The organism is Pseudoponticoccus marisrubri (genome assembly GCF_001482405.1).
Classification (GTDB): domain Bacteria; phylum Pseudomonadota; class Alphaproteobacteria; order Rhodobacterales; family Rhodobacteraceae; genus Pseudoponticoccus; species Pseudoponticoccus marisrubri.
The window spans coordinates 45161-66324 of the sequence record NZ_LPXO01000019.1; the positions used below are offsets into that span (position 1 = coordinate 45161).

General features: G+C 63.4%; 12 protein-coding genes and 1 pseudogene. 5 read left to right on the forward strand and 8 right to left on the reverse strand.

From position 1 onward, the window contains the following. Positions 1–32 precede the first annotated feature (32 nt). Positions 33–1868 carry an ATP-binding cassette domain-containing protein gene (locus AVJ23_RS20045; RefSeq protein ID WP_084794805.1) on the forward strand — a complete coding sequence of 612 codons (1836 nt, stop codon included), beginning with the start codon at positions 33–35 and terminating at the stop codon, positions 1866–1868. Positions 1869–1905: 37 nt separating this feature from the next. Next, a complete protein-coding gene (locus tag AVJ23_RS20050; protein ID WP_058864014.1) occupies positions 1906–3183 on the forward strand; it encodes an HlyD family type I secretion periplasmic adaptor subunit in 1278 nt (425 codons plus the stop codon). A gap of 7 nt (positions 3184–3190) precedes the next feature. On the opposite strand, the gene AVJ23_RS20055 is transcribed toward AVJ23_RS20050, so the two are convergent. From AVJ23_RS20055 to AVJ23_RS20080, 6 genes are all read right to left on the reverse strand, one after another. Then, a complete protein-coding gene (locus tag AVJ23_RS20055) occupies positions 3191–4264 on the reverse strand; it encodes an SGNH/GDSL hydrolase family protein (RefSeq protein ID WP_157772735.1) in 1074 nt (357 codons plus the stop codon). Continuing rightward, positions 4261–4995, reverse strand: coding sequence for a sulfotransferase family protein (locus tag AVJ23_RS20060; RefSeq protein ID WP_058864016.1), 735 nt, complete (start codon positions 4993–4995; stop codon positions 4261–4263). Before AVJ23_RS20060 ends, AVJ23_RS20055 begins: the two co-directional genes overlap by 4 nt. A 2-nt stretch (positions 4996–4997) precedes the next feature. Beyond that, entirely contained in the window at positions 4998–5858 is an 861-nt protein-coding gene (locus AVJ23_RS20065; RefSeq protein WP_058864017.1) for a hypothetical protein, read from the reverse strand. An 11-nt stretch (positions 5859–5869) separates the two neighbouring features. Further along, the gene (locus AVJ23_RS20070; protein WP_058864018.1) at positions 5870–8557 is read right to left on the reverse strand and encodes a glycosyltransferase; all 2688 of its coding nucleotides are present in this window, start codon (positions 8555–8557) and stop codon (positions 5870–5872) included. Positions 8558–8597: 40 nt separating this feature from the next. Continuing rightward, positions 8598–9764, reverse strand: a complete 1167-nt coding sequence (locus AVJ23_RS20075; protein ID WP_058864019.1) for a nucleotide sugar dehydrogenase — start codon at positions 9762–9764, stop codon at positions 8598–8600. A gap of 196 nt (positions 9765–9960) precedes the next feature. Continuing rightward, on the reverse strand, positions 9961–13932 hold the full coding sequence (locus AVJ23_RS20080; RefSeq protein WP_058864020.1) for a GH12 family glycosyl hydrolase domain-containing protein: 3972 nt from the start codon (positions 13930–13932) through the stop codon (positions 9961–9963). Positions 13933–14085: 153 nt separating this feature from the next. Between AVJ23_RS20080 and AVJ23_RS20085 the strand changes: the two genes are divergently transcribed. The 3 genes from AVJ23_RS20085 to AVJ23_RS20095 all read left to right on the forward strand — a co-directional run bounded on the left by AVJ23_RS20085 (position 14086) and on the right by AVJ23_RS20095 (position 18672). Beyond that, positions 14086–15180, forward strand: a complete 1095-nt coding sequence (locus AVJ23_RS20085; protein ID WP_157772736.1) for a hypothetical protein — start codon at positions 14086–14088, stop codon at positions 15178–15180. Beyond that, positions 15177–17120 (forward strand): glycosyltransferase family protein, encoded by a 1944-nt coding sequence (locus tag AVJ23_RS20090; RefSeq protein WP_084794811.1) that lies wholly within the window; start codon positions 15177–15179, stop codon positions 17118–17120. The genes AVJ23_RS20085 and AVJ23_RS20090 overlap by 4 nt, the downstream gene beginning before the upstream one ends. Positions 17121–17190: 70 nt before the next feature. Further along, the gene (locus AVJ23_RS20095) at positions 17191–18672 is read left to right on the forward strand and encodes a hypothetical protein (protein ID WP_157772737.1); all 1482 of its coding nucleotides are present in this window, start codon (positions 17191–17193) and stop codon (positions 18670–18672) included. Between the two features lie 40 nt (positions 18673–18712). On the opposite strand, the gene AVJ23_RS20100 is transcribed toward AVJ23_RS20095, so the two are convergent. Beyond that, positions 18713–20587 carry a calcium-binding protein gene (locus AVJ23_RS20100; RefSeq protein WP_084794812.1) on the reverse strand — a complete coding sequence of 625 codons (1875 nt, stop codon included), beginning with the start codon at positions 20585–20587 and terminating at the stop codon, positions 18713–18715. Positions 20588–20695: 108 nt separating this feature from the next. Then, positions 20696–21164 (reverse strand): annotated as a pseudogene (locus AVJ23_RS20105) (hypothetical protein); the annotation flags it as partial.

Consider the following 21164-nt stretch of genomic DNA (forward strand, 5'->3'; position numbering starts at 1 on the left):
GGCCCCATTTTCGGCCGAAGAGGAGAGGCGGGATGACACGGTCACGCGCCTTGAGGGGAGCTGCCCACCGGGCCGTCAGGCAGGGTGGACCGGTCCTCGGCGCGGCCTTCGGGATCAGCTTTGCGGTCAACCTCCTGCGGTTGAGCGGACCGATGTTCATGCTGCTGATCTACGACCGCGTGCTGTCGTCACGCTCGGTCGAGACCCTCGTGGCACTGTTCGGGCTGCTGCTGCTGCTGCTGCTGGTTCTGGGCACGCTCGACTACGCTCGCGGCCGGCTCTTGGGCCGGTTCGGGGCACAGTTCCAGGAAAGCCTCGAGAAGACCCTGCTCGAGCAGGGCACCCGCAGCCAGCTGTTCCAGCGCGGCGGCTCGAAACCGGCCGCGGGGCTGAGCGAGGCCGACGACCTGCGCGGGTTCGTCAATTCGGGTTCGCTCGTGGCGATGTTCGATTTCTTCTGGACCCCGCTTTTCCTTGTCGTGGTCTACGTGCTGCACCCGATCCTGGGCTGGATCTGCCTGGGCGGTGTCGGCGTGATCGCCGCGCTCGTGACGGTCAGGACGGTCTTCATCGGGGGGCGCCAAGAACGCGCCGACCGGGCGCGTGGGCAGGTCACCACGCTGAGAAACCATCTCATCGCCTCGACCCGGACCCTGCGCGGACAGGACATGAGCCCCGGGTTCAAGGCACGGTGGCGCGACTCGCGAGATGACGCCCGCGACCACAGCATCGCGCTGAAGGACTGGACCGGCTGGTTCGACAGCATGTCGGGCATCGTGGTCATGGTCACGCGCTACTCGGTTCTGGCGGCCGGGGCCTATTTCACCCTTCAGGGCGAGTTGACGGTCGGTGCCATGGTGGCCGCGACGTTCCTCGTGACCCGCGTGCTGGGCCCCATCCGGGGCTTTCTGGTACAGGTCCCGCGCGTGTTCGAGGCACGACGCCAGTGGATCCGGCTCAACCGCATTCTCGACCAGCAGGCCCGCGAGCTGGAAGATGACGCCTACGGGGACCAACCGGGCGCGTCGCACCGCCTGGTGGTCGAGAACCTGACCGTGCGCTCGCCGCTGACCAATGAACTGGTTCTCAGATCGGTTTCGATGAAGGTCTCAGAAGGCGAGCTGATCGAGATCACCGGCGCCTCGAGCCAGGGCAAGACCGTGCTGGCCGAATGCATCCTTGGCCTCTGGCCGAAGAAATCGGGAAAGGTTCTGGTCAACGGCCGCAACATTGCGCGGCTGTCCGACCAGGAGGCCCAGGGCCTGCTGGGCTATGCCCCGGAAACGCCCGGCTTCGTGGCCGGCACGATCGAGGAGAACATCTCGGGGCTCGATCCCGACAGAACGCCGGAAAAGGTCAGCATGGCCGCGCGCCGGGCCCGGATGCATGCCGCGATCTGCGCCCTGCCGGACGGCTACGCCACGGTGATCGACGCTGACGGGTCGGGGCTGTCCACCTTCGAACGCAACCAGCTTGCCCTGGCGCGGGCCATGTATCACGAGCCCGAGATCCTGGTGATCGACGCGCTCGACTCCGACATGATGGTCCGGATTCCCAAGAAGCTGAAGATGACCTTCACTTCGCTGATGAACTCCGGAACCACGATCATCGTGATGTCGCGACAAACCCTGAACCTGTCTTACGCCAGTCGCAGTTTCCAGCTTCAGGACGGCAAGCTGATCGAGCTGAAATCCGACAGCCTGCGCTCGGGATCGAACACGACGCCGCGCAAGGTGTCTCCGATCAAGCCGACAACGGCCGAAGAGGACGAAGATGGCGGACGGTCCCCGGCCCGTGCCCTGCCACGCAAGAGCAGCACGGAACTGGAGGGAGACCGTAAACGCAAAACCGCCGGGGGGAGGAACTGAGATGACACGGCACGCTCCGCCAAGGCGTACATGGGCCGTGGGCCGACCCCTGCTGGTCGCCGTTCTGTCCTTCATCCTCCTGCTGGCCGGCCTGGTGCTCTGGGCCAATCGCGTCGAGATCGCCGGAGCCGTGATCGGCAAGGGAACGGTCGAGGTGTCGACCACGATGACGGCGGTTCAGCATCCGATCGGCGGCATCGTGCAGGAAATCCACGTCGAGAACGGTGACCGCGTGACCAGGGGCGCGCTGCTGGTGCGACTGGACAGCCGGCAGATGCGCTCCGAGCTCAACGTGGTCGAGATGGACCTGTTCGAGGTGCTGGCCAACATCGCACGGCTCGAGGCCATCCTCGACGGAACCGAGAAACTCGTGCTGCCCGACCTCTTGGCCGAGGCCGCCCGAACCCGGTCCGACGTGGCGGCCCTGGTGGGGCGCCAAGAAAAACAGCTTGTCGCCTACCTGACCGCGCAACGTGCAAGCGGCAAGCTGATCGAGGGGCAGATCGAGCAGGTCCGGGCGGAGATCTCCGGTGTCGAAGCGCAGCTGGCGGCCAAGACCGACGAGTTGGCCTACTGGACCGAGGAAATCGCGCGTGCCGACGAACTGGCCGAGCGCGGGTTGATCAAGCTCTCAGAACTGTCCAGCCTGAAGCGCTCCGAAGTGGCGGTCCGGGGGGATATCGGCCGGTTCACCGCGCAGATCGCACAGCTGCGCGGCAAGGTCTCGGAGCTGGAACTGGAGCGGCTGACCCTTCTGCCGGAGGCGCATGACAAGGCTCAGGCCGAGCTGAGCAAGATCCGCCCGCTGCGTACCCGTCATGCTGAGCAGCGCGCCACCCTGTTGCTGGACCTGTCACGGCTGGACATCCGCGCGCCGATCTCCGGACGGATCCATGACTCGCGCTTGCTCGGGCAGCAATCCGTGGTCGAGGCCGCGAAACCTCTGATGATGATCGTGCCCGATGACGAGCCCATACGGATCAGCGTCAAGGTTGCGGCGGCCGATATAGACCAGATTCATGTCGGGCAGGAAACGTCCCTGAAATTCACCACGTTCGGCAGCCGCGACGTGCCGATCCTGCTCGGCGAGGCGACGCATATCTCGCCCGACGTGCTATCCGACCCGGTCACCAAGTCGCATCACTACGAGGTCAAGGTCAGGCTGCGCGAGCAGTCTCTGCTGGACCTGAGCGATCGTGAACTTCTGCCGGGGATGCCGGTGGACGCGTTCTTCTCGACGGAAAAGCGCACCCCGGTCAGCTACGTGATGCGCCCGCTCCAGCACTATATCGACCGCGCCTTCCGCGACAGCTGAACTCGTTTCACAGACGCCGCAGGATCCTGACCAGAGAAAGCCCCTGCGGACCGTCCGAGCGGTTGGCCAGCATCTTGTAGCCCTTCTGGAACTCGTCCGATCCCGGGCCGAGCTGGTCGGCATGCAACGCATGGATGCGGATCGGCCCGCCTTTCAGATGCGCGGCATGGCGGCGGCGCGGCAGGGTGGTGCGCAGCAGGAACTCGAATTCTCCCGTGGCGATCAGCTCATGCTGCGTATGCAGCCGCATGCGATGGCCTGCCGTCTCGATCACCATGTCGCAGCTGCGCCTGTCCGACACATATCCCACGCTGATCGGCGTACCCGCCTCCTGTCCCAGGTCGAGATGTGTTCCGACCGGCAGGAAGACCGCATCGGCCTGGAAACGCGAGTTCTCGAACCGTTCCCGGGCCAGTTCGCCTGGCGCCAGCGCGTCAAGGGGCATGACCTGCGCGTCGTCGAACGGCCCCGTACCCACCGGCTCAGGCAGTGGTACCTCAAGGGGGCGCCCCCTGAGCAGGCATTGCGCGATCGCCCCGGCCACCATGGTGGCAAGATGCGAAGGAATCAGCGGCGGAAGGTAATGCGCCCCGTCCCTGTAGATCGTCTTGAACTCCTCGAACCGGGGCAGTTCACGATGCATGAGCGCGTCGAAATCGACCACCGGCAGGGTGTAGCGCCGGGCCAGCGCCATGATACCGGTCCGCATCACGTCCTGGTCGGCAAAGAAATTCTTTCCCCGACGTCCCAGGATGAGGGGCAAGACATGCATCTTCGGATATTCCCGGCGCAGATGGCGCACGAGCCCCTCATAGGCATTCAGCCAGGTTTCCTCGCCACAATAGCTGAGCAGCATCCGGTCGTTGATGGCATACTCGATCACCGTCACGTCAACCCCGGAGAGGTCGGCGCTCTTGGCACGGGCCAACCCGTCGAGACAGGAATTCGCGCCGACCGCGAGATTGGTCAACGTCACGTCGACCCCTGAGGCAGCAAGAGCATGCGGCAGCTTCGTAACATAGCCGCCCGCCATCAGGGAATTCGAACCGCCGATGATCGCGACATGTGCCGGAGTGGTCACGCCGCGCTCCAGCCCGGGATCAGGACATCCGCGCCGTGATGCTCCCGCGGGATCCCGATCTCTTCCAGAGTCTCACGGATCAGTGCCTCGTTCTTGAGGGTGTTGTGCTCGCGCGTGACCGCGGTCGATCGGACATAGGGCTTGCTCAGCCCGGCCGTCGGCTTGCCCAGGAACCGCGCCACGCGCTCGGGCGCATTGGATTCGGTAATGTAGTTCAGCACCAACAGATCGTCAGGACGTTCCGCGAAATAGTCCAGAACGTCAGCATGGTGTTCCTGCCTCCGCTTGACCCAGTTGCGAATGGATTTCCTCCCCGGCAACTTGCCCCCCGACATCTGGGCGCGGTACTTGGGCTCCTTCATGCGAACCCGCACGTGTTCGATCCGGCTGTCGATCCATTCATCGAGATTGCGCACGTTGAGAATGAATTTCGAACGCGGAAAGCTGCGATCGAGATGCCGGAAATCCTCGGGAGGACCGTCACTGAAAGCCTGGAACTGGTAGTGGATCCACCATTCCGAGGTCTTGCGCCAATGCGGCCCGTCCATCGGCGTGAACCCCAGCTTCTGGAAGACTGTGCTGAGCGAGGTGGTGCCGGTCTTATTGAAGCCGATGGCAAACACCTTGTAATAGCTCGTGTCCAGCCCTTCCTGGGCCCGCACGGTGTTGATCACGTTGCGGACCAGTTCCTCGGACGCGGCCAGTTCGATCGGTCTTTTCTCCGACGCCATCTTCACGCCCCACGCTCGATAATGGATATGATCTTCCCAAACGTAGCGGCGTCCTCTGCCTTGGTGTGACCGCCCGGATTCTCGAAAAGGACGCGATGCAGAGCCGGGTCATCTGGGGCATGGTCGTCTCCAACCTCCAAGGCTGCACAAAACGGCTTGTAATGGTCCTCGTAGTGATGAGAATCCAGAACGTTCTGAACCAGAATAATGTTGCAACTCTTAAGTGGTTCGGGGTCCGAGAGAAGATTCAGACGCTCCGGAAACTCTGCAAGGGCTTCCTTTCGCGCTCTTCCGCCAAAACAGATCCGCAGGAAAATGTTCACTTTCCTCCGCATCTCGTAATCCGTGATACTGACTTGAGGATTCACGGACACGGCCGTGACGTCTGGCATGAAGCGCAGCAAGCGGAGCGCGGCGAACCCACCCCCGCTGGAGCCATAGGATACCATGGCGGACTGGGGCAGGCCGAGATTGTTCAGAATCGTGTTGAGCCTGTCGCGGACCACCGGCATCGGGTCGAAATCCTCGGTACCAGCATACCAAGCCAAGCCGAGCTCCTTGTCCATGTAAAGGGCGGGATCCGAAATGTAGAGACAATGTCCCGGAAAATAATCAGCCCAGCTCCATCGCTGGAAGACCGGTGGGTCGTTCTTGGCACGGATCGCATCGCCCGAGAACAGCACGAACAACCGTTTCGCCCCCGGTTTCGGGGACCAGAGGAAGTCGAAGCGGAAACCGCTGTCGTCGAAGGAGAGGACCGTCTTCTCGGTCTGCGACAGCGTCGCCTGTCCGTCCCATTCGATTTTGGGGATGCCCTGCAAGCGTTCCAGGGAGACCTTGCCGGCTTGAGATGGTAGAGACATTCGGGGCTTTCTTATTGTTCCTGGACCTGCTTCACACGCCGGATGTGGGTCTCGTAGCTGAAGTTTTCCGCCGCATACCGACGCGCGCGCTCGACCTGCATCCTGTAAGCTTCCGGATCGGCATGCAAGCGGCGCGCAGTGTCCACGGCCGTTTCCACCGTCGCGTAGAGCGCCGCCTCCTTGAACAGCGGTTCGTAGACATGGGGCAGGATCACCGGCAGACCCACGGCCATCGCCTCGATGATCGTGCGGCCGAAGGATTCGACCCAATCGGGATGGGCGAAATAGACGAACACGTCGAGATCGGCCAGGAAATCCCGCGGGTGCAGGGCGCCGAACTCGTGCACGATCCAGTTGTCGGGCAGGTGGCCGATCAGCCCGGCCGGCGCCGATGCCCCACCCAGAACGTGGACCTCGATATCGTCACGTTCCGGGTAGACCGCCAGGATGTCCTCGCGGGTGGCGGGCCATTTGACCGCGTTGTCCCGCGAATGCCGGCCGATGCGCAACGTCCGGCCCGGATCGTGCCAGCCCGGGCCACGATCCCATCCCTTGATGTCGATGATGTTATGCCAGTTCTCGGGCGAAAGCTCGATATGCTGCAACTCGCCGGCGTGGTGGCTGGTCAGAGCATCACGCACCAGGGGCCCGATCGGGTACCAGATGGCATCCTGGCCGAATTGCTCGCGCAGATTGCGGGCGCAATTCTCCAGCCGGTAGCGCACCACGCCCGTTTCGGTGTAGTCGCTCATCGGCGGCTGGTTGACGATGACCTTGACCGCCTTCGCGCGGATCTCGGGAATGTAGCGCTGCGGATGTTCCAGGATCGGCGGATAGCGCAGCAGCAGCAGGTCGCATTCCGCGATTTCACCGTAGCTGAGCACGTCGATCTGTTCATCCAGCATGAACTGGCGCACCTCGGGCGTCATGCGACGGATATCGGTATAGTTCAGGTCGTAGCGATACATGCAGAAGACCGCACAGCGCAGGCCGGCCTGTTTCATCGCCTTGAGCTCTTCCAGGCACGACAGCACGCTGCCGCCGGGCATGCGGAAATCCGAGGCGATGATCACGTCATAGGGCAGCGCCTCTTTCGGCGATTTCCGGTTGGGCCGCATCGGATTGGGAAACTTGAACGGCGGGTTCCGGACATCCTTCGGATAGCGCACGTCGCCGCCAAGCCGGATGTACTGGCTGCTGGCCGAGAAGAACTCGTGTCGCACGCCGTAATAGAACCCGTCGATCCCGAAGATGTCGTTCTTCACGATGGAGCTGTCGGACTCGCGCTGGAAGGAAAGCGGACCGGTGGGGATGTTGTGCACCGTGTGTTCGCCAAACACCTTCCGGATGCGGAAGATCAATTCGCTGTCGGCCGCGAACCGGGTCGTCGCCCAGTAGCCCAGCTCATCCATGATCCGGCGCCGGTACATGAAGGAGGACACGTTGACCCGCACGATGTCGCAATTATGCGGGAACTTGGTGAAGTTCAGGCTTTCGGTCGCCCGCGCCTGCTGCGAGGTGCATCCCAGCACCTCGGGATTGTCCATCAGGTAGCGCACCTGGGTCTCGATCTTCAGCGGATGCGACCAGTCATCGGCGTCATGAATGGTGATCAGCTCGCCCGTCGCCTCGTCGAGGCCGCGGTTGCGGGCCACGTAGGCCCCCCCGTTCTGCTCCATTCTGATCAGCCGGATGCGGGGGTCCTCGGCGGCGTAACGTTCGACCACCCGGGCCATCGCGCCGTCATCGGGGCTGCAATCGTCGAGGACCAGCACCTCGATGTTCTGCCAGCTCTGCTCCTGCAGGGACCGCAGCGCGGTGGGGATCATCTCTGCCGCGCAATAGGCCGCCAACAGGACCGAGACTTTCGGCCCGTCATGTATCTTCTTGACCGGCCGCGCGGGGCAGAGACGGTCATAGAGCGTCACTGACGTGTCTGGCAGAAGCCCGATTTCGGAGATGTTGTAGTAGCGCAGGGCCTGGTTGATCCACAGGCAGCGTTCCTCGGGCGAGTCGTGGAAATTGACCCAGGCCAGAAGGAGATGCGGGTTGAATTCGCCCTTCAGGCAGGCCTTCTCGAAAAAGGCCCGCCCGGTCTCTAGATCGCCCAGGAAATAATGGCACAGCAGCTCGATCGTGGCGAAGCGGGCGCGCTGTTCCAGCGTCGCCGTCTTCCGCCCGCGGGCAATGAACTCGAGCGCGCGGCGATACCCTTCCTCGGTCCGCTCGCGCATGTTCCACAGCGCCAGTTCCCGGGCCGCCAGCGTCCGCGTGTAATCGTCCGGGCCGTTGACCATGAGTTCTTCGAACTCGGCCAGAGGCTGGGCGGTGAAGCCCAGGCTCATCAGCTTCGAGCGCAGCCCGCCGATCTTGCGATTGGCTTCCTTCTTGGGATCGCTGCTGCCCCAGTCGCGGCGCTTGTAGCCTTTCTTCTGACCATGAAGCACGTAGTGCAGGAGCGGGTTCATCCCCATCTCCGACACCTCGGGATAGTTTTCAAGGTAATAGCGCGTGCTGAAGCCTTTGCCCGGATCCCGCCCCATCTCGGCGCCGAATTTCAGATAGTGTTCGGCCGGGTGCATGCCCAGCTCGGCAACATCCGGGTATTGCTCGAGATACCAGTTGGAATGGACCTGCTTCGAGTTGCGGAGCAGCTTCAGGATGTCCTTCAGGTCTCCGAAATTGGAATAATGCTTCATTCTCAACTCCATCCAAGAAACAGGGCCGGGTGCCGGGCTGTCAGCTTTCCCGGAAGAGATCCCGTGTGAAGACGCGATCCTCGATATCCTCGATCTCGTCGGTCAGCCGGTTGGCCACGATGATATCGCAGGACTCCTTGAAGGCGGCGAGATCGCGCTGGTTCGGAGACCCGAAAAAAGCCTCCTCTTCCATGGCCGGTTCATGGACGATCACCGGGATACCCTTGGCCTTGATGCGCTTCATGATCCCCTGGACCGAGCTGTCGCGGAAATTGTCCGATCCCTGCTTCATCACCAGGCGGTAGATCCCCACGGCCTTGGGGTTCTTCGCGATGATCTGGTCGGCAAGGAAATCCTTGCGGGTCTGGTTCGCATCGACGATGGCGCGGATCAGGTTCTGCGGCACGTCACGGTAATTGGCCAGCAACTGCCGGCTGTCCTTGGGCAGGCAGTACCCGCCGTAGCCGAAACTGGGGTTGTTGTAATGGGTCCCGATCCGCGGGTCGAGCCCGACGCCCTCGATGATCTGGCGAGGCTCCATCCCGTGGCTCAGCGCATAGCTGTCTAGCTCGTTGAAATAGGCCACCCGCATCGCGAGGTAGGTATTGGCGAACAGCTTGATCGCCTCGGCCTCGTTGGCATCTGTGAAAAGGACGGGGACATCGCTGTCCAGAGCCGCCTCCTGCAGCAGCCCGGCAAAGACCCGCGCGCGATCCGAACGCTCGCCGACCACGATCCGGCTCGGGTGCAGGTTGTCGTAGAGCGCCTTGCCCTCGCGCAGGAATTCCGGCGAGAACATGATCTTGTCACAGCCGGTCTGCTCGATCAGGCTCCGCGTGTAGCCGACCGGGATGGTGGACTTGATCACCATCACCGCGTCGGGGTTGATCTCGCGCACCTGGGCCACGACTGCCTCGATGCTGCGCGTGTCGAAACCGTTGGTCTCGGGATCGTAATTCGTGGGCGTTGCGATCACCACGAAATCCGCATCAGTGTAGGCGGTCCGGGGATCCGTCGTTGCGGTGAGCGACAGGCCCCCCTTGGCCAGGTATTCCTCGCATTCGGGATCGATGATCGGGGACCGGCCCTCGGACACCATGGCGACCTTTTCGGCGACGATATCCACGGCAGTCACGGTATTCTTGCGCGACAGCAGAATGGCCATGGACAGCCCGACATAGCCCAAACCGGCGACAGCGATTTTCATTGAATTTTCCACCTGAAAACGTTCTAGAAGCCCGGCTCCGGGCGTCTCGACGTTTAAGGGGAGTCCCGTCATCGGTTCAACCGAAAACGTTTCCGGCCCTTCGCACGTGCAGCATTGTGCTCATGACGATGCACTCGCCGCATCGCTGGCTCCGGACCGGGCACCGCCCGGCCCCGAAGGACCGGACGGTCACGGCTCAGAAGACGAAGTCGTCGGCGCTGATGTCGACGCGCGAGACGAAGTTCAGCGTCAGCACCTGGTCCACGATCCCGTCATCGCCGGTGATCCGCACCTCGACATGGTTGCCGACCTGGAACAGGCTGAAGCCCTGCTGGTAGCCATCGACCTCGGCATGGCCCGACAGGTCGACCAGGTCGCCATTGGGATCGAACGCGCCGATCGTGTCATCACCGCTGTCATCGTTGAAGATGAAGGTGTCGAGACCGGCATCGCCCCGCATGAAATCGTCGCCCTGACCGCCATCGAAGGTGTCATCGCCTTCGCCGCCGAAGAGGGAGTCCACGCCGCTGCCACCGTTCAGGATGTCATTGCCGTCCTCGCCATGCATCTCGTCGTCATCGCCGCCCGCGTTCAGCACGTCGTCGCCGATGCCGCCGAAGATCCGGTCCGCCCCGGTGCCACCGTTGATCGTGTCGTTGCCGGCATTGCCATAGGCGGTGTCCGCGCCCGATCCCGAGAAGATCCGGTCGTTGCCTTCACCGCCGGTCATCTCGTCGGCCCCGCTGTCCCCGTAGATCGTATCGTTGCCGCCCTGGGCCACGATCGTGTCATTGCCGTTGCCGCCGCTGAGCAGATCGCCGCCAGACACCCCGGTTTCGGCCACGTCGAAGATCCGGTCATTGCCGTTGCCGGCATAGATCGTGTCGCGCCCCTCGTTGCCCTGAAGCGTGTCGTTGCCGTCATTGCCCAGCAGCGTGTCGTTGCCAGCGCCGCCGAACATGCTGTCATTGTCGGCCCCGCCGACGGCGAAATCGTCACCGAAACCGGCATAGATCGTGTCTTCGCCGGCCTCGCCGCGGAACGTGTCATCTCCCGCACCGGCGGCCACCGTCTCGTCCCAGAAGACGTCGTTGCCACCGCCGCCGATCATCGTGTCATTGCCGGTGCCGCCGGCCAGGGTGTCGTCATCGCCCTGCCCTTCCAGGCGGTCATTGCCGGAATTGCCGAACAGCGTGTCCTCGCCGACCCCGCCGAACATGCGGTCATGGCCGTTGCCGCCCGACAGCTCGTCATTGCCGCCGACAGCGTAGAGGCTGTCATTGCCGTCGTCGCCGACCAGCAGGTCCGCCCCACCGGGCCCGGTTTCGGGCGTGTCGTAGATGACATCGTTGCCAAGCCCGCCATAGGCGGAATCCTGTCCGGCATTGCCCTGCAACGTGTCGTTGCCGTCATGACCGAACAGCTGGTCGTCGCCGGCCCCGCCATAGGCCTGGTCGTTGCCGCCCTCGCCCTGCAGGTTGTCGTTGCCGTCCTCGCCGCGCAGGATGTCATTGTCGGCGCCGCCGAACAGGCTGTCATTGCCACCGCCCGCGAACACCCGGTCCGCGCCCGTGCCGCCATAGGCGCTGTCATTGCCGCCACCGCCATAGAGATCGTCATTCCCGTCGTCGCCGTTCAGCTGGTCATTGCCGCTGCCGGCATAGAGCGTGTCGTTGCCAGTGCCGCCCATCAGGCTGTCATTGCCGTTGCCGCCGAAGACCGTGTCCTGGTCACTGCCCCCGGACAGCTCGTCATCGCCACCGCGCCCGATGACGCGGTCGTTGCCGGCCTCGCCGGCCATGGTGTCCATGCCACCGGGCCCGGTTTCGGGCGTGTCGAACAGGATGTCGTTGCCCGTACCGCCCAGCACGAGGTCCCGGCCGTCGCCACCGCCAAGCGTGTCGTTGCCCTCGTGGCCGTAGACCGTGTCACCACCGCCACCGCCCCAGGCCTCGTCATTGCCATCCTCGCCCTGCAGCACGTCCGCCCCGCCGGCCCCGATGAGCGTGTCGTTCTGGGTTCCACCGAACAGGGTGTCGTTGTCGGCACCGCCGTTCAAGAAATCCTCGCCCTGGCCGCCGAAGGCGCTGTCATCGCCGTTGCCGCCATACAAGATGTCATCTCCCCGGTCGCCGGACATGGTGTCCTCGCCGTCGCCGCCCAAGAGAAGGTCCGCGCCGTGGTTGCCGCTCAGACTGTCGCGGCCATCATTGCCGCGCACGGTGTCATCGTCGTCGCCACCGGCAACAATGTCTTCTCCGGCGCCGCCCTCGACCGTGTCGCGCCCCTCGTCGCCGACGACGATATCATGGTCGCCACCACCCCGGATGAAGTCGTTGCCTTCCCGGCCGAACAGCATCTCCATCGCGCCGGAGCCCTGCAGCACGTCGTTGAAATCCGTGCCGACGACATCCTCGACGCTCTGCACGTTGTCGGTATGGCCGAACGTGTCGTTCACGACGCCGGTGGCGAGGTTGACATTCACCCCCTGCGTGCCGCCCAGTTCCGAGACCTCGAAGGAGTAGTTGACGGTATCGACACCGGCGCCGCCGTTGATGCTGTCGCTGCCGCGGCCGCCCAGGAAGGAATCCGCCCCGCCAGCCCCGAGCAGCGTGTCGTTGCCATCATGCCCGACGAAGTAGTTGTCGGAGCTGTCACCGGTGAAGGAGTCCGCGAAGCGCGAGCCCAGCAGCGCCTCGATATTGGTGAAGCTGTCGGTGTGGCCGAACGTGTCCGTCCCGGTACCGGTGGTCAGGTTCACGACCGCGCCCCGGTCACCGAAATACTGCTGGTTGTTGGCCACGTCCCAGTAGCCCAGCTCGACCTCGTCGGCAAAGCTGACCGCGTCGGTGCCGGAGCGGCCGTCGAACGTGTCGTTGCCGCCGAAACCGGTGAACTGCTCCCAGTGGTCGAAGGCGGTGTTGCCGCCGGTCAGCGTGTCGTCAAAGCCCGACCCCGCGACAACGTTGAAGACCAGCGCCGCGCTGAAATCGACCGTCAGCAGCGGGCTGAAGACCGTCCCGGCAGCCAGGTCCAGCGCAATCCCCTCGCGCTGGTCGGTAAAGCTCAGGTGATGACCGACGGTCGGATCGCCGGTGCCTGTCCCGGTGACCGTGGTGGTCCCGATATCGGTGAAGAACAGGTTGTCATACACGCCGCCGGTGCCGCCCATGATGACCTGGTTGGTGCCACGGCCCGGATCGATCAGGTCGCGATCCGCGTCGACCCCGGCCGCAAGGGTATCGTCTCCCCAACCGCCGCGCAGCGTGTCGGCGCCATTGCCGCCGAGCAACGAGTCGTTGCCGCTCATCCCCAGCAGGGAATCGTCGCCGCCCAGCCCGCTGATCGTGTCGTTGCCCTGCCGGCCGTTGAGCACGTTGGGCCCGGCGTCGCCGGTCAGCGTCTCGCCCAAACCCGGCGCCTCGACTAGCGACAGGTCGAGATCGTTGATCGTCAGCACGCCCTCGCCCTGGACGACCTCGGGGCCAATCTCGACGCTGTGCAGCCAGTAGTCGGACGAGATGATGCCGGCATCCACCATCTCCTGCAGGATGGCGTCGATATCCAGCGTGCCCTGGGTGATCGTGTCGGTCCAGTAGGTCGGAATGACGAAGTCCCAGACATGGTCGTTCTGGCCCGAGGCATCGGTCTGCCCCTCGAGCAGCCACAGCTCGTAGGTGCCCAGGTTGTCGGGCACCTGGATGCCGGTGAAATTCCCGGCCGGCGCGTGATCGCTGTTACGCAGCCAGATCATGACCTCGTTCTGCACGGCATCGAACCCACCCTCGGGGTCATCGGTCAGCCAGAGCGAGACGGAGATGTTGAAATCGTCATTCGGCCCGGTCGGCGCCCAGGTGAAGTCGAAGTCGAGATCCAGGTCGACGATGTCCTCGACCTGGATCGGGAAGTGGTCATAGGTATTGGGCAGCGGGTTCCACGGCACCTGTCCGATGGCCAGTTCGGGATAGCCGTAGACGTAGGCGTCGTTCGGCGCATCCGGCCAGTCCCATTCGAAGGTCACACCGTCGGGGAATGTCAGTTCGGACAGCGTGATGGTCTGCGTGTAATCCACCCCGTTGACGAGGTCGCGGCGATTCCACGTGTTGTTATGCGCATACCAGCCGTCGAGACCGATCCAAATCGCACTGTCTTCACTCAAAGTCGGCATATCACATCACCTTTATTCAGAACGCCCGGCGGCACCGGAAACAATATCGGGCCGGCCTCCATAACTCATCTGCCGCGCGGCCATAGGCACAAAGATCGGCAAAAATGTGACCCCCCGGACACAAGGTCTTGCGCTTGAGCCTGCTGCCGTGGGATGAGAGCGGCGCTCATTATCAGCAGGGCCGTAAAACACGTGAAACTCATCTGTCACATCGGTACGCCCAAGACCGCATCCACCCTCATCCAGAACAGCTTCGAAGCCAATCCCGATTGGCTCGCGGAGCGCGGCATCGCCTATGGACGCGTGCTGGCGCCGGACGCCAACCACATCACGCTGTTCTACGCATGCGCCAACACGGTGCACGATTTCGCGCGGGATTACGGGCTGCACTCGATGGAAGATCTGAAGCGCTTCCGGGACCAGGTGGACGAACGGATCGCATGGCACAAGAGCCAGCTTCCGGATCATGTCGACACCATGGTCTTCTCGTCCGAGAACCTGACCGGGAACATGCGCCACATCAACGAAATCAAGCGCCTGAAAGAGCTCCTGAGCCGCCATTTCGACGATATCAAGATCGTTGTCTACGTGCGCCGGCAGGATGACGCGATCCTGTCGATGTATGGCGAGTTCATGCGCCGCGGCTTCGGCAACGAGCTGTTCCGCGATTTCGTCGACACCTGCCTGGGTCCGGACAGCCCGACCCCGTATCTGTATTACCGTCGCGAACTGTCCCGCTGGATCGAGGTCTGGGGCCGCGAGAACATCATCGTGCGCCGTTTCTCGCCGGTCGATTTCATCGACGGTGACATCCTGTCGGATTTCATGGGGGTAGTGTTGAACACCTGGGAGCCGGACATGGACGGGTTCGTCGCCTCGAAGGCCGACAATCGCGGCCTATCGGCGCCCATGCTGGAACTGCTGCGCCGGCTGCATCCGCACATTCCCTTCATCACCAAGGACGGCAAGCCCAACCCGCAGCGCACCCTGCTGACCCCGATCATCTCGACCATGCCAACCAAGCCTCGGCCGGTCATGGCCGCCGGCACGGCGCGACACATCATGCGGCATTTTGGCGCCGCCAATGGCTGGCTGAAGGAAACCTTCTTTCCTGATCTCGAAGGCCCTTTCTTTCCCGAGCGCCCGGATCATCCCGAACACGGCAACCTTGGGCAGGTCACCCCCGAGGAAATGGTCGATCTCACCGGCGAGCTATTGTCCAAAATCCTGGTCGTGCCGCAGTCATGACCGGTCGCGCCTCCTTTCCGACCGCCCGGTCCGGGCAGCGCGCCTTGCCGCTTGCCCGGGTTCGCAAGCGGCGCCACGCCGCCGATGGTTCAAGCCTGCCGGACGGCGACCCGCGCACCGGGCCGGCCCGCCCGCCCGAGATCGCCGGCTGCCACCTGCTTCAGCCGCTGGTCTTTCCCGATCCCGACCTGTGCTCGGAACAGGATCTGTATTTCCGGCTGCACGGTCCCTCCGGTGCCTCCTACGGCGCCCGCCAGATCAGCTTCCTGAAAGGTGCGCATCTCCAGTTCGACACCTATTTCAACCTGTTTAACATCGGCAAATGGTACGGCCATTGCGGCCTGAGATCGCTTGGCCTGCAGCTGATGGGACGCGGTCAGGTGGAACTGACGGTCTTCCTGACCTATCCCGACCGATCCTGGAGCCGACTGGTCAACGAGGTCGTGACCCTCACGCCGGACGCGCCGCTGCGCTTCGACATTCCCTTCGCCGCTCACGCGCCCGAGAAGGGCCTGCTGTTCTTCGAACTGCGCAGCCTCACCGACGGGATGCTGACTTGGTCGGCCTGGGACACGCAACAGGCGCCCAGGCAGATGCCGCAACTGGCGCTTTCGGTCACCACCTTCCGGCGCGAAGCCGCCGTGGCCGAGACCGTGCGCCGCTTCCGTTCCTTTGCCGCCGGCTCGCGGCTACGCGACCACCTGCACATGATCGTGGTCGACAACGGCCGCAGTGCCGGGATCGAGAACGATGCCCATGTCACCGCGGTGGACAACGAGAACCTCGGTGGCGCGGGCGGTTTTGCCCGCGGCCTGCTGGCGGCCCGTGAGCGCGGGGCAAGCCATTGCCTGTTCATGGATGACGACGCCGCCACGCCGATGGACGCCATCGAGCGCACCTGGTCCTTCCTGGCCTACGCGACGGATCCCGGCACCGCGGTGGCCGGCGCGATGATCTCGACCCGCCATGCCTGGGCCTTGTGGGAGAACGGCGCGCTGTTCGACGGAGCCTGCCGTCCGCAGTTCGGGGGCACCGACCTGCGCGATCCCGGCCAGGTGTTCGGCATGGAATATGCCTCCACCGCGCGGCGGCCGGACAATTTCTATGGCGGCTGGTGGTATTTCGCCTTTCCCCTGGAACAGGTCCGCTATCTGCCCTTCCCGTTCTTCGTGCGCGGCGACGACGTCAGCTTTTCGCTGGCGCATGATTTCAACATCGTCACCCTACCCGGCGTCGTCTCGTTCCAGGAGAGCTTCACCGAGAAGGACAGCCCGCTGACCTGGTACCTGGACCTTCGCAGCCACCTGGCACATCATCTCAGCCTGCCTTCCATGGATGTCGGACGCCGTGCTACCCTGCGCATCGCGCTGTGGTTCTGGGCGCGGGCCCTGGTGCCGGCCCATTACGAGACCATGGCGGCGATCAACCTCGCGCTCGAAGACGTGTTGCGCGGGCCGAAATTCTTCGCCGAGAATGCCGACATGGCCACCCGGCGGGCCCAGATCGGCGCCATGCGAAAGACCGAGGCCTGGAGCGATATGGACACCCCCCCGGCCGAGAAACGCCGGTTCGACCCGCACAGGCGCCGTCACCGCGCGTTGATGAAGGCCACCCTGAACGGGCACCTTCTGCCCTTCTTCAGCCGCTTCGGAAACCGCATCACCCTACCCGCCGAGGCGCGCTGGCACCCTCGCGAGGTCTGGGGCGCGGCCCGGATCACCTATCGCAACGAGGCCACGGGCAAGGGCTACACGGTCACCCATTCCAAGCGCGCAGCGCTCCGTGAAAGCCGCAAGATGGCCCGCCTCGCCTGGCGGTTCTGGCAGGAATACGATGCGCTCAAGGCGCGCTGGCAGGCCGCCTATCCCGAGCTGACCAGCCCCGGGTTCTGGGAAGACGCCCTCGACATGCCCTCTTCCACCGATCGTCGGGAACCGTAGGCAATCGACCGTGACCTATCCCGCGCGGAGGATGCCGCGGGACATCATGTGACAGGAGATCATGGAACACATGTCCGAACAGTTTCCCCGGGAGCCCACCGTTCCCGACCTCGCAAACTTCACGACTCTGTTCCATGGCGGGTTCATCCTGTCTGCGGTCGATGTCTTCAACGCTCATAGCAGCCCGGTGATCTCAAGGATCGAGGAGACCTTCGCCAGGCACGACATCGACGGCTTTGCGCTTTGCGTTCATCCGGACGCAGCTGTCACGACCTTTTCCAGAGAAGACAGGCACGCGATTGCCGTCGGAGATATCTTCGACAACCACGGAGGATCCGTGCGCGATGTCTTGGGCGATCTTCTGGAGACGCGTGCCCTCCCCGCGACCCTCGGCAGAACAGACCTTGGAGGACGCCATGCCGTGATCCTGGTCGAAGATGGACATTTCACCGTCTTCAACGATCCCTTCGGATCACGGAGCGTCCATTATCACCTGGGCGAGGAACGGGCCGTATCATCTCATGCCGTTCTTCTGGCCGAACTCCTGGGAGCGAAGCGCGGCGAGCAGGTCGGCCCCTACATGCAAAGCGAGGACTACAGCCGCCAAAAGGTACGCTATCTTCCCGGGAACATCACGTCCTGGGCGAAGATCCGACGACTTCCACCCAACCACCTGTTTTCTTCGCGCTTCAACGCAACTGCCCGCTACTGGCCGGTCGAACACTGGTCGGAAAGCAGCGAAGATGTCCTTTTCGGGCACCTTGACCGGGCTTTTGACATGCTGACCACCTACCTTCGCGGCCGGTATGATCCGGTATTGGGCATCACGGGCGGGTCGGATACACGAACCGTGGCGGCCGGTTTCTTGGCCCGGAAATGCACGTTCACCGGTGTGACTTGGCAGAACTTTAACTTCGTGGATCGTGAACGGAAAGTGGTCGAGAAGATCTGTGCAACGCACGACATCGATCACGTCTATGCAAAGCTCGACAAGAATGATGTCGCGCTTGAAGCTCTCGAGGTGAATGCGCATTACGCAGGTGGCGAATTCCTTGCAAAGGCGCCTCGGGCAAGAGCGATGCAAGACGCCTTTTCGAAAATGGCGCCGGCTTCTCTACCGAAAGCGTTCATCATCGGCTATGGCGGCGAGATAATCCGCGCATTCTATGCCAAGAAGGGACGGCACCACAAAGCCGCACTCTCTGCAGGCGAGATGTCCCAACTCTACCGTTACACTGATTTCAGCAAAGAGAATGCCAATTTCGTCCGGGCACGGTTTCAGGACTTTCGCGAAACCGCCCATATGGACAAGAAATCGCTGAGGGGGTTTCCGCCCCATGATATCTTCTACTGGGAACACCGCATGGGGATGTGGGGCGCGGCGACATTGGATACGTTCGATCCGGTCATGCCGGCTCTTGTCGGGATCAACAGCCGGAAAGTCTTTGAAACAGCCCTGCGCCTGCCGGAAAAACGCCGGCTGAACAAGGATCTGCAGATGCGTTACATCGCGATGCAGGTTCCGGACTTGGCCGCAATACCCCTGATCTGAGGCCCGGGACCGGCCGCACGGCCGGTCCCGGACTGTTTCTTCAGACCAGGACCAGGTCGTCCTCCAGCCGCGCGGTCGAACTGAGCCCCTCGAGAAGGATCGAGTAGGAAAAGCCGAAGTCGAACACCACACCGTCACTGGTGACCCTGGCAAATTGCGACACCACCTCGGCCTCGGTCAGATCACCGATCCAGACTGAAGAATCCAGTTGCAGCGTGTCGATGCCGACTTCGAAATCGGCGATCCGGTCGCCGGACATTTCCGGCCCGAAGACGAAAGTATCGGCTCCATCGCCACCGAAGATGCTGTCCTGTCCTTGCGGACCGCTTTCCCAGGCGTCGTAATATGTATCATCACCCGCCCCCATGTAGACCACGTCCTGGCCAAAGCCGCCATGGATCTCGTCATCGCCGTCACCGCCGATCACCACGTCGGATCCCTGGTTGCCGTTCAGGCTGTCATTGCCGTCGCCCCCGATCACCAGGTCGTCCCCGTACTCGCCGTACAGGGTGTCATCGCCCTCGGCGCCGCGCACCGTGTCCACGCCATCGCCGCCAAACAGGCTGTCATTGTCGATTCCACCGCGCAGCGTATCGTCACCAGATCCGCCACGGACCGTGTCGGCGCCCGCCTGGCCCGTATCGTCGAAGAGATCATTGCCCTCGCGGAGCCAGACCTCGTCGGCGCCGTCTCCGCCGCGGACCACGTCATTGCCCGAGCCGGTGAAGATGCGGTCGTCCCCGGCCCCGCCCAGGATCGTGTCATTGCCCATGTTACTGCCGAGCCACCACGCGGCCGTGAAGCCGTAATAGTCGTCTCCAGCACCGAGGTAGATCAGGTCATCCCCCCACCCGCCATAGGCGGAATCGTTGTCCTCCCCGCCATAGAGCGTGTCGTTGCCATACCCACCGAACAGTTGATCCCGCCCAAGGCCGCCGTACAGCACGTCATCGCCGTCATCGCCATAGCCCCGGTCATCGCCATCGCCCCCGAAGACCGAGTCGTTGCCGTCCTCGCCATGCAGGAAATCGTTCCCGTCCTCGCCCTGCAGCAGGTCATCATCGTCGCCGGCATAGGCGCGGTCATCGCCGTCACCGCCGTTCAGCGTGTCCGCGCCTTCGCCACCATAAAGCGTATCATCACCGGCCCGGCCCAGGACCAGGTCGTCGTCCCGTTCCCCGTAGAACCGGTCATTGCCGCCACCGCCCTCGAAACTGTCATTGCCGCCACCACCGTAGACGACGTCCTGGCCACGCAGGCCGCCCTGCGCATTGTCGATGAAGAGGTCGTCTCCTGCATCGAGCGTGATCCAGTCGGCCCCGTCGCCGCCGATCACCGTGTCATCACCATGGCCGCCATGCATCCGGTCGGCCCCGGCCCCGCCCAACAGTGAATCCTCGCCATTGTCGCCCAGGATCCGGTCATTGCCCAGTTCGCCATGAACCGTGTCGTCCCCTGACAGCGCGATATAGGTGTCGTCCCCGTCGCCGAGAAAGGCCTCGTCCGGACCGACCGTCCCCCTGAGGCTTTGCCCGGGCACAGGATCGACACGGTCATGCACCCAGACCTCGTAGCTGCCGGTCCGGCTACTGAATCCACCGGCCCCGATGTAGTAGGTGCCACTCTGGAGAGGCGTGAACTCGATATAGGAATCGAGGGAGCGGAAATCGTCATTTGACCGCTGCAGAAAGCCGGCAGCGTCATAAAGGTACAGGTAAGGGTCCCCCAATGTCCCGGCCCCCAGGCGCGCTCCGAACTGGTGCATGGCATAGGTCGTGCCGGCCTCGAGATCGATCGCCACCCAGTCCTGACCCCTGGGTTGATCCACGACCCCGACGAAGGTGTCTCCCGGGTTCATGACATAGGGCGTTGTAATGTCACCGGGCGCGTCGGTCGTTTCAATGATTTCAGGCATGTCGGAACTCGCGTTATGGCAGAAATAATCGGTCCAGGCACATGCCTGGCGCTCAACCGCTTCCTTGGAGCACGGGACGGCCCGCAATGGCAAGCCTCTCCTGCCCTTTCAGACCAGGACCAGGTCGTGTTCCAGCCCGTCTGTCGTGGACAGCCCTTGCAGGAAAATCGTCCTGCCGGCCCCGAATTCCAGCAGGACCCCCCCGGGATCCGCGCCCGCGGCGGACACGGGCGTGGCAAAATCCGCGACCACCTGCGCCTCGGTCCGCCCGCCGCCCCAAAGGCTGCGGGGCAGGTGCAGCGTGTCGAGACCGGACTCGAAATCGGTGATCACGTCCGCTGACATCACGGGCCCGAAGATGAACGCGTCGGCCCCGGCCCCGCCTGCGATCGTGTCCCGGCCCAGTTCTCCGTTCTGCGGCGTATCACGGTAGACGTCCGCACCAGGTCCGAGGAACACCAGGTCCCGCCCGTTGCCACCATACACGAGGTCATCTCCTTCGCCGGCCCAGACAGTGTCGAACTGGTCCCCCGCATAGATACTGTCATTGCCCAGACGGCCATGGATCTCGTCCGCG

Excerpts from the sequence above, each read along its gene's own strand:
- AVJ23_RS20085 (WP_157772736.1), top strand. The coding sequence starts at position 14,086 with ATGAGAGCGGCGCTCATTATCAGCAGGGCCGTAAAACACGTGAAACTC.
- AVJ23_RS20075 (WP_058864019.1), bottom strand. The coding sequence starts at position 9,764 with ATGAAAATCGCTGTCGCCGGTTTGGGCTATGTCGGGCTGTCCATGGCC.
- AVJ23_RS20090 (WP_084794811.1), top strand. The coding sequence starts at position 15,177 with ATGACCGGTCGCGCCTCCTTTCCGACCGCCCGGTCCGGGCAGCGCGCC.
- AVJ23_RS20070 (WP_058864018.1), bottom strand. The coding sequence starts at position 8,557 with ATGAAGCATTATTCCAATTTCGGAGACCTGAAGGACATCCTGAAGCTG.
- AVJ23_RS20045 (WP_084794805.1), top strand. The coding sequence starts at position 33 with ATGACACGGTCACGCGCCTTGAGGGGAGCTGCCCACCGGGCCGTCAGG.
- AVJ23_RS20100 (WP_084794812.1), bottom strand. The coding sequence starts at position 20,587 with ATGCCTGAAATCATTGAAACGACCGACGCGCCCGGTGACATTACAACG.
- AVJ23_RS20080 (WP_058864020.1), bottom strand. The coding sequence starts at position 13,932 with ATGCCGACTTTGAGTGAAGACAGTGCGATTTGGATCGGTCTCGACGGC.
- AVJ23_RS20060 (WP_058864016.1), bottom strand. The coding sequence starts at position 4,995 with ATGGCGTCGGAGAAAAGACCGATCGAACTGGCCGCGTCCGAGGAACTG.
- AVJ23_RS20095 (WP_157772737.1), top strand. The coding sequence starts at position 17,191 with ATGTCCGAACAGTTTCCCCGGGAGCCCACCGTTCCCGACCTCGCAAAC.
- AVJ23_RS20065 (WP_058864017.1), bottom strand. The coding sequence starts at position 5,858 with ATGTCTCTACCATCTCAAGCCGGCAAGGTCTCCCTGGAACGCTTGCAG.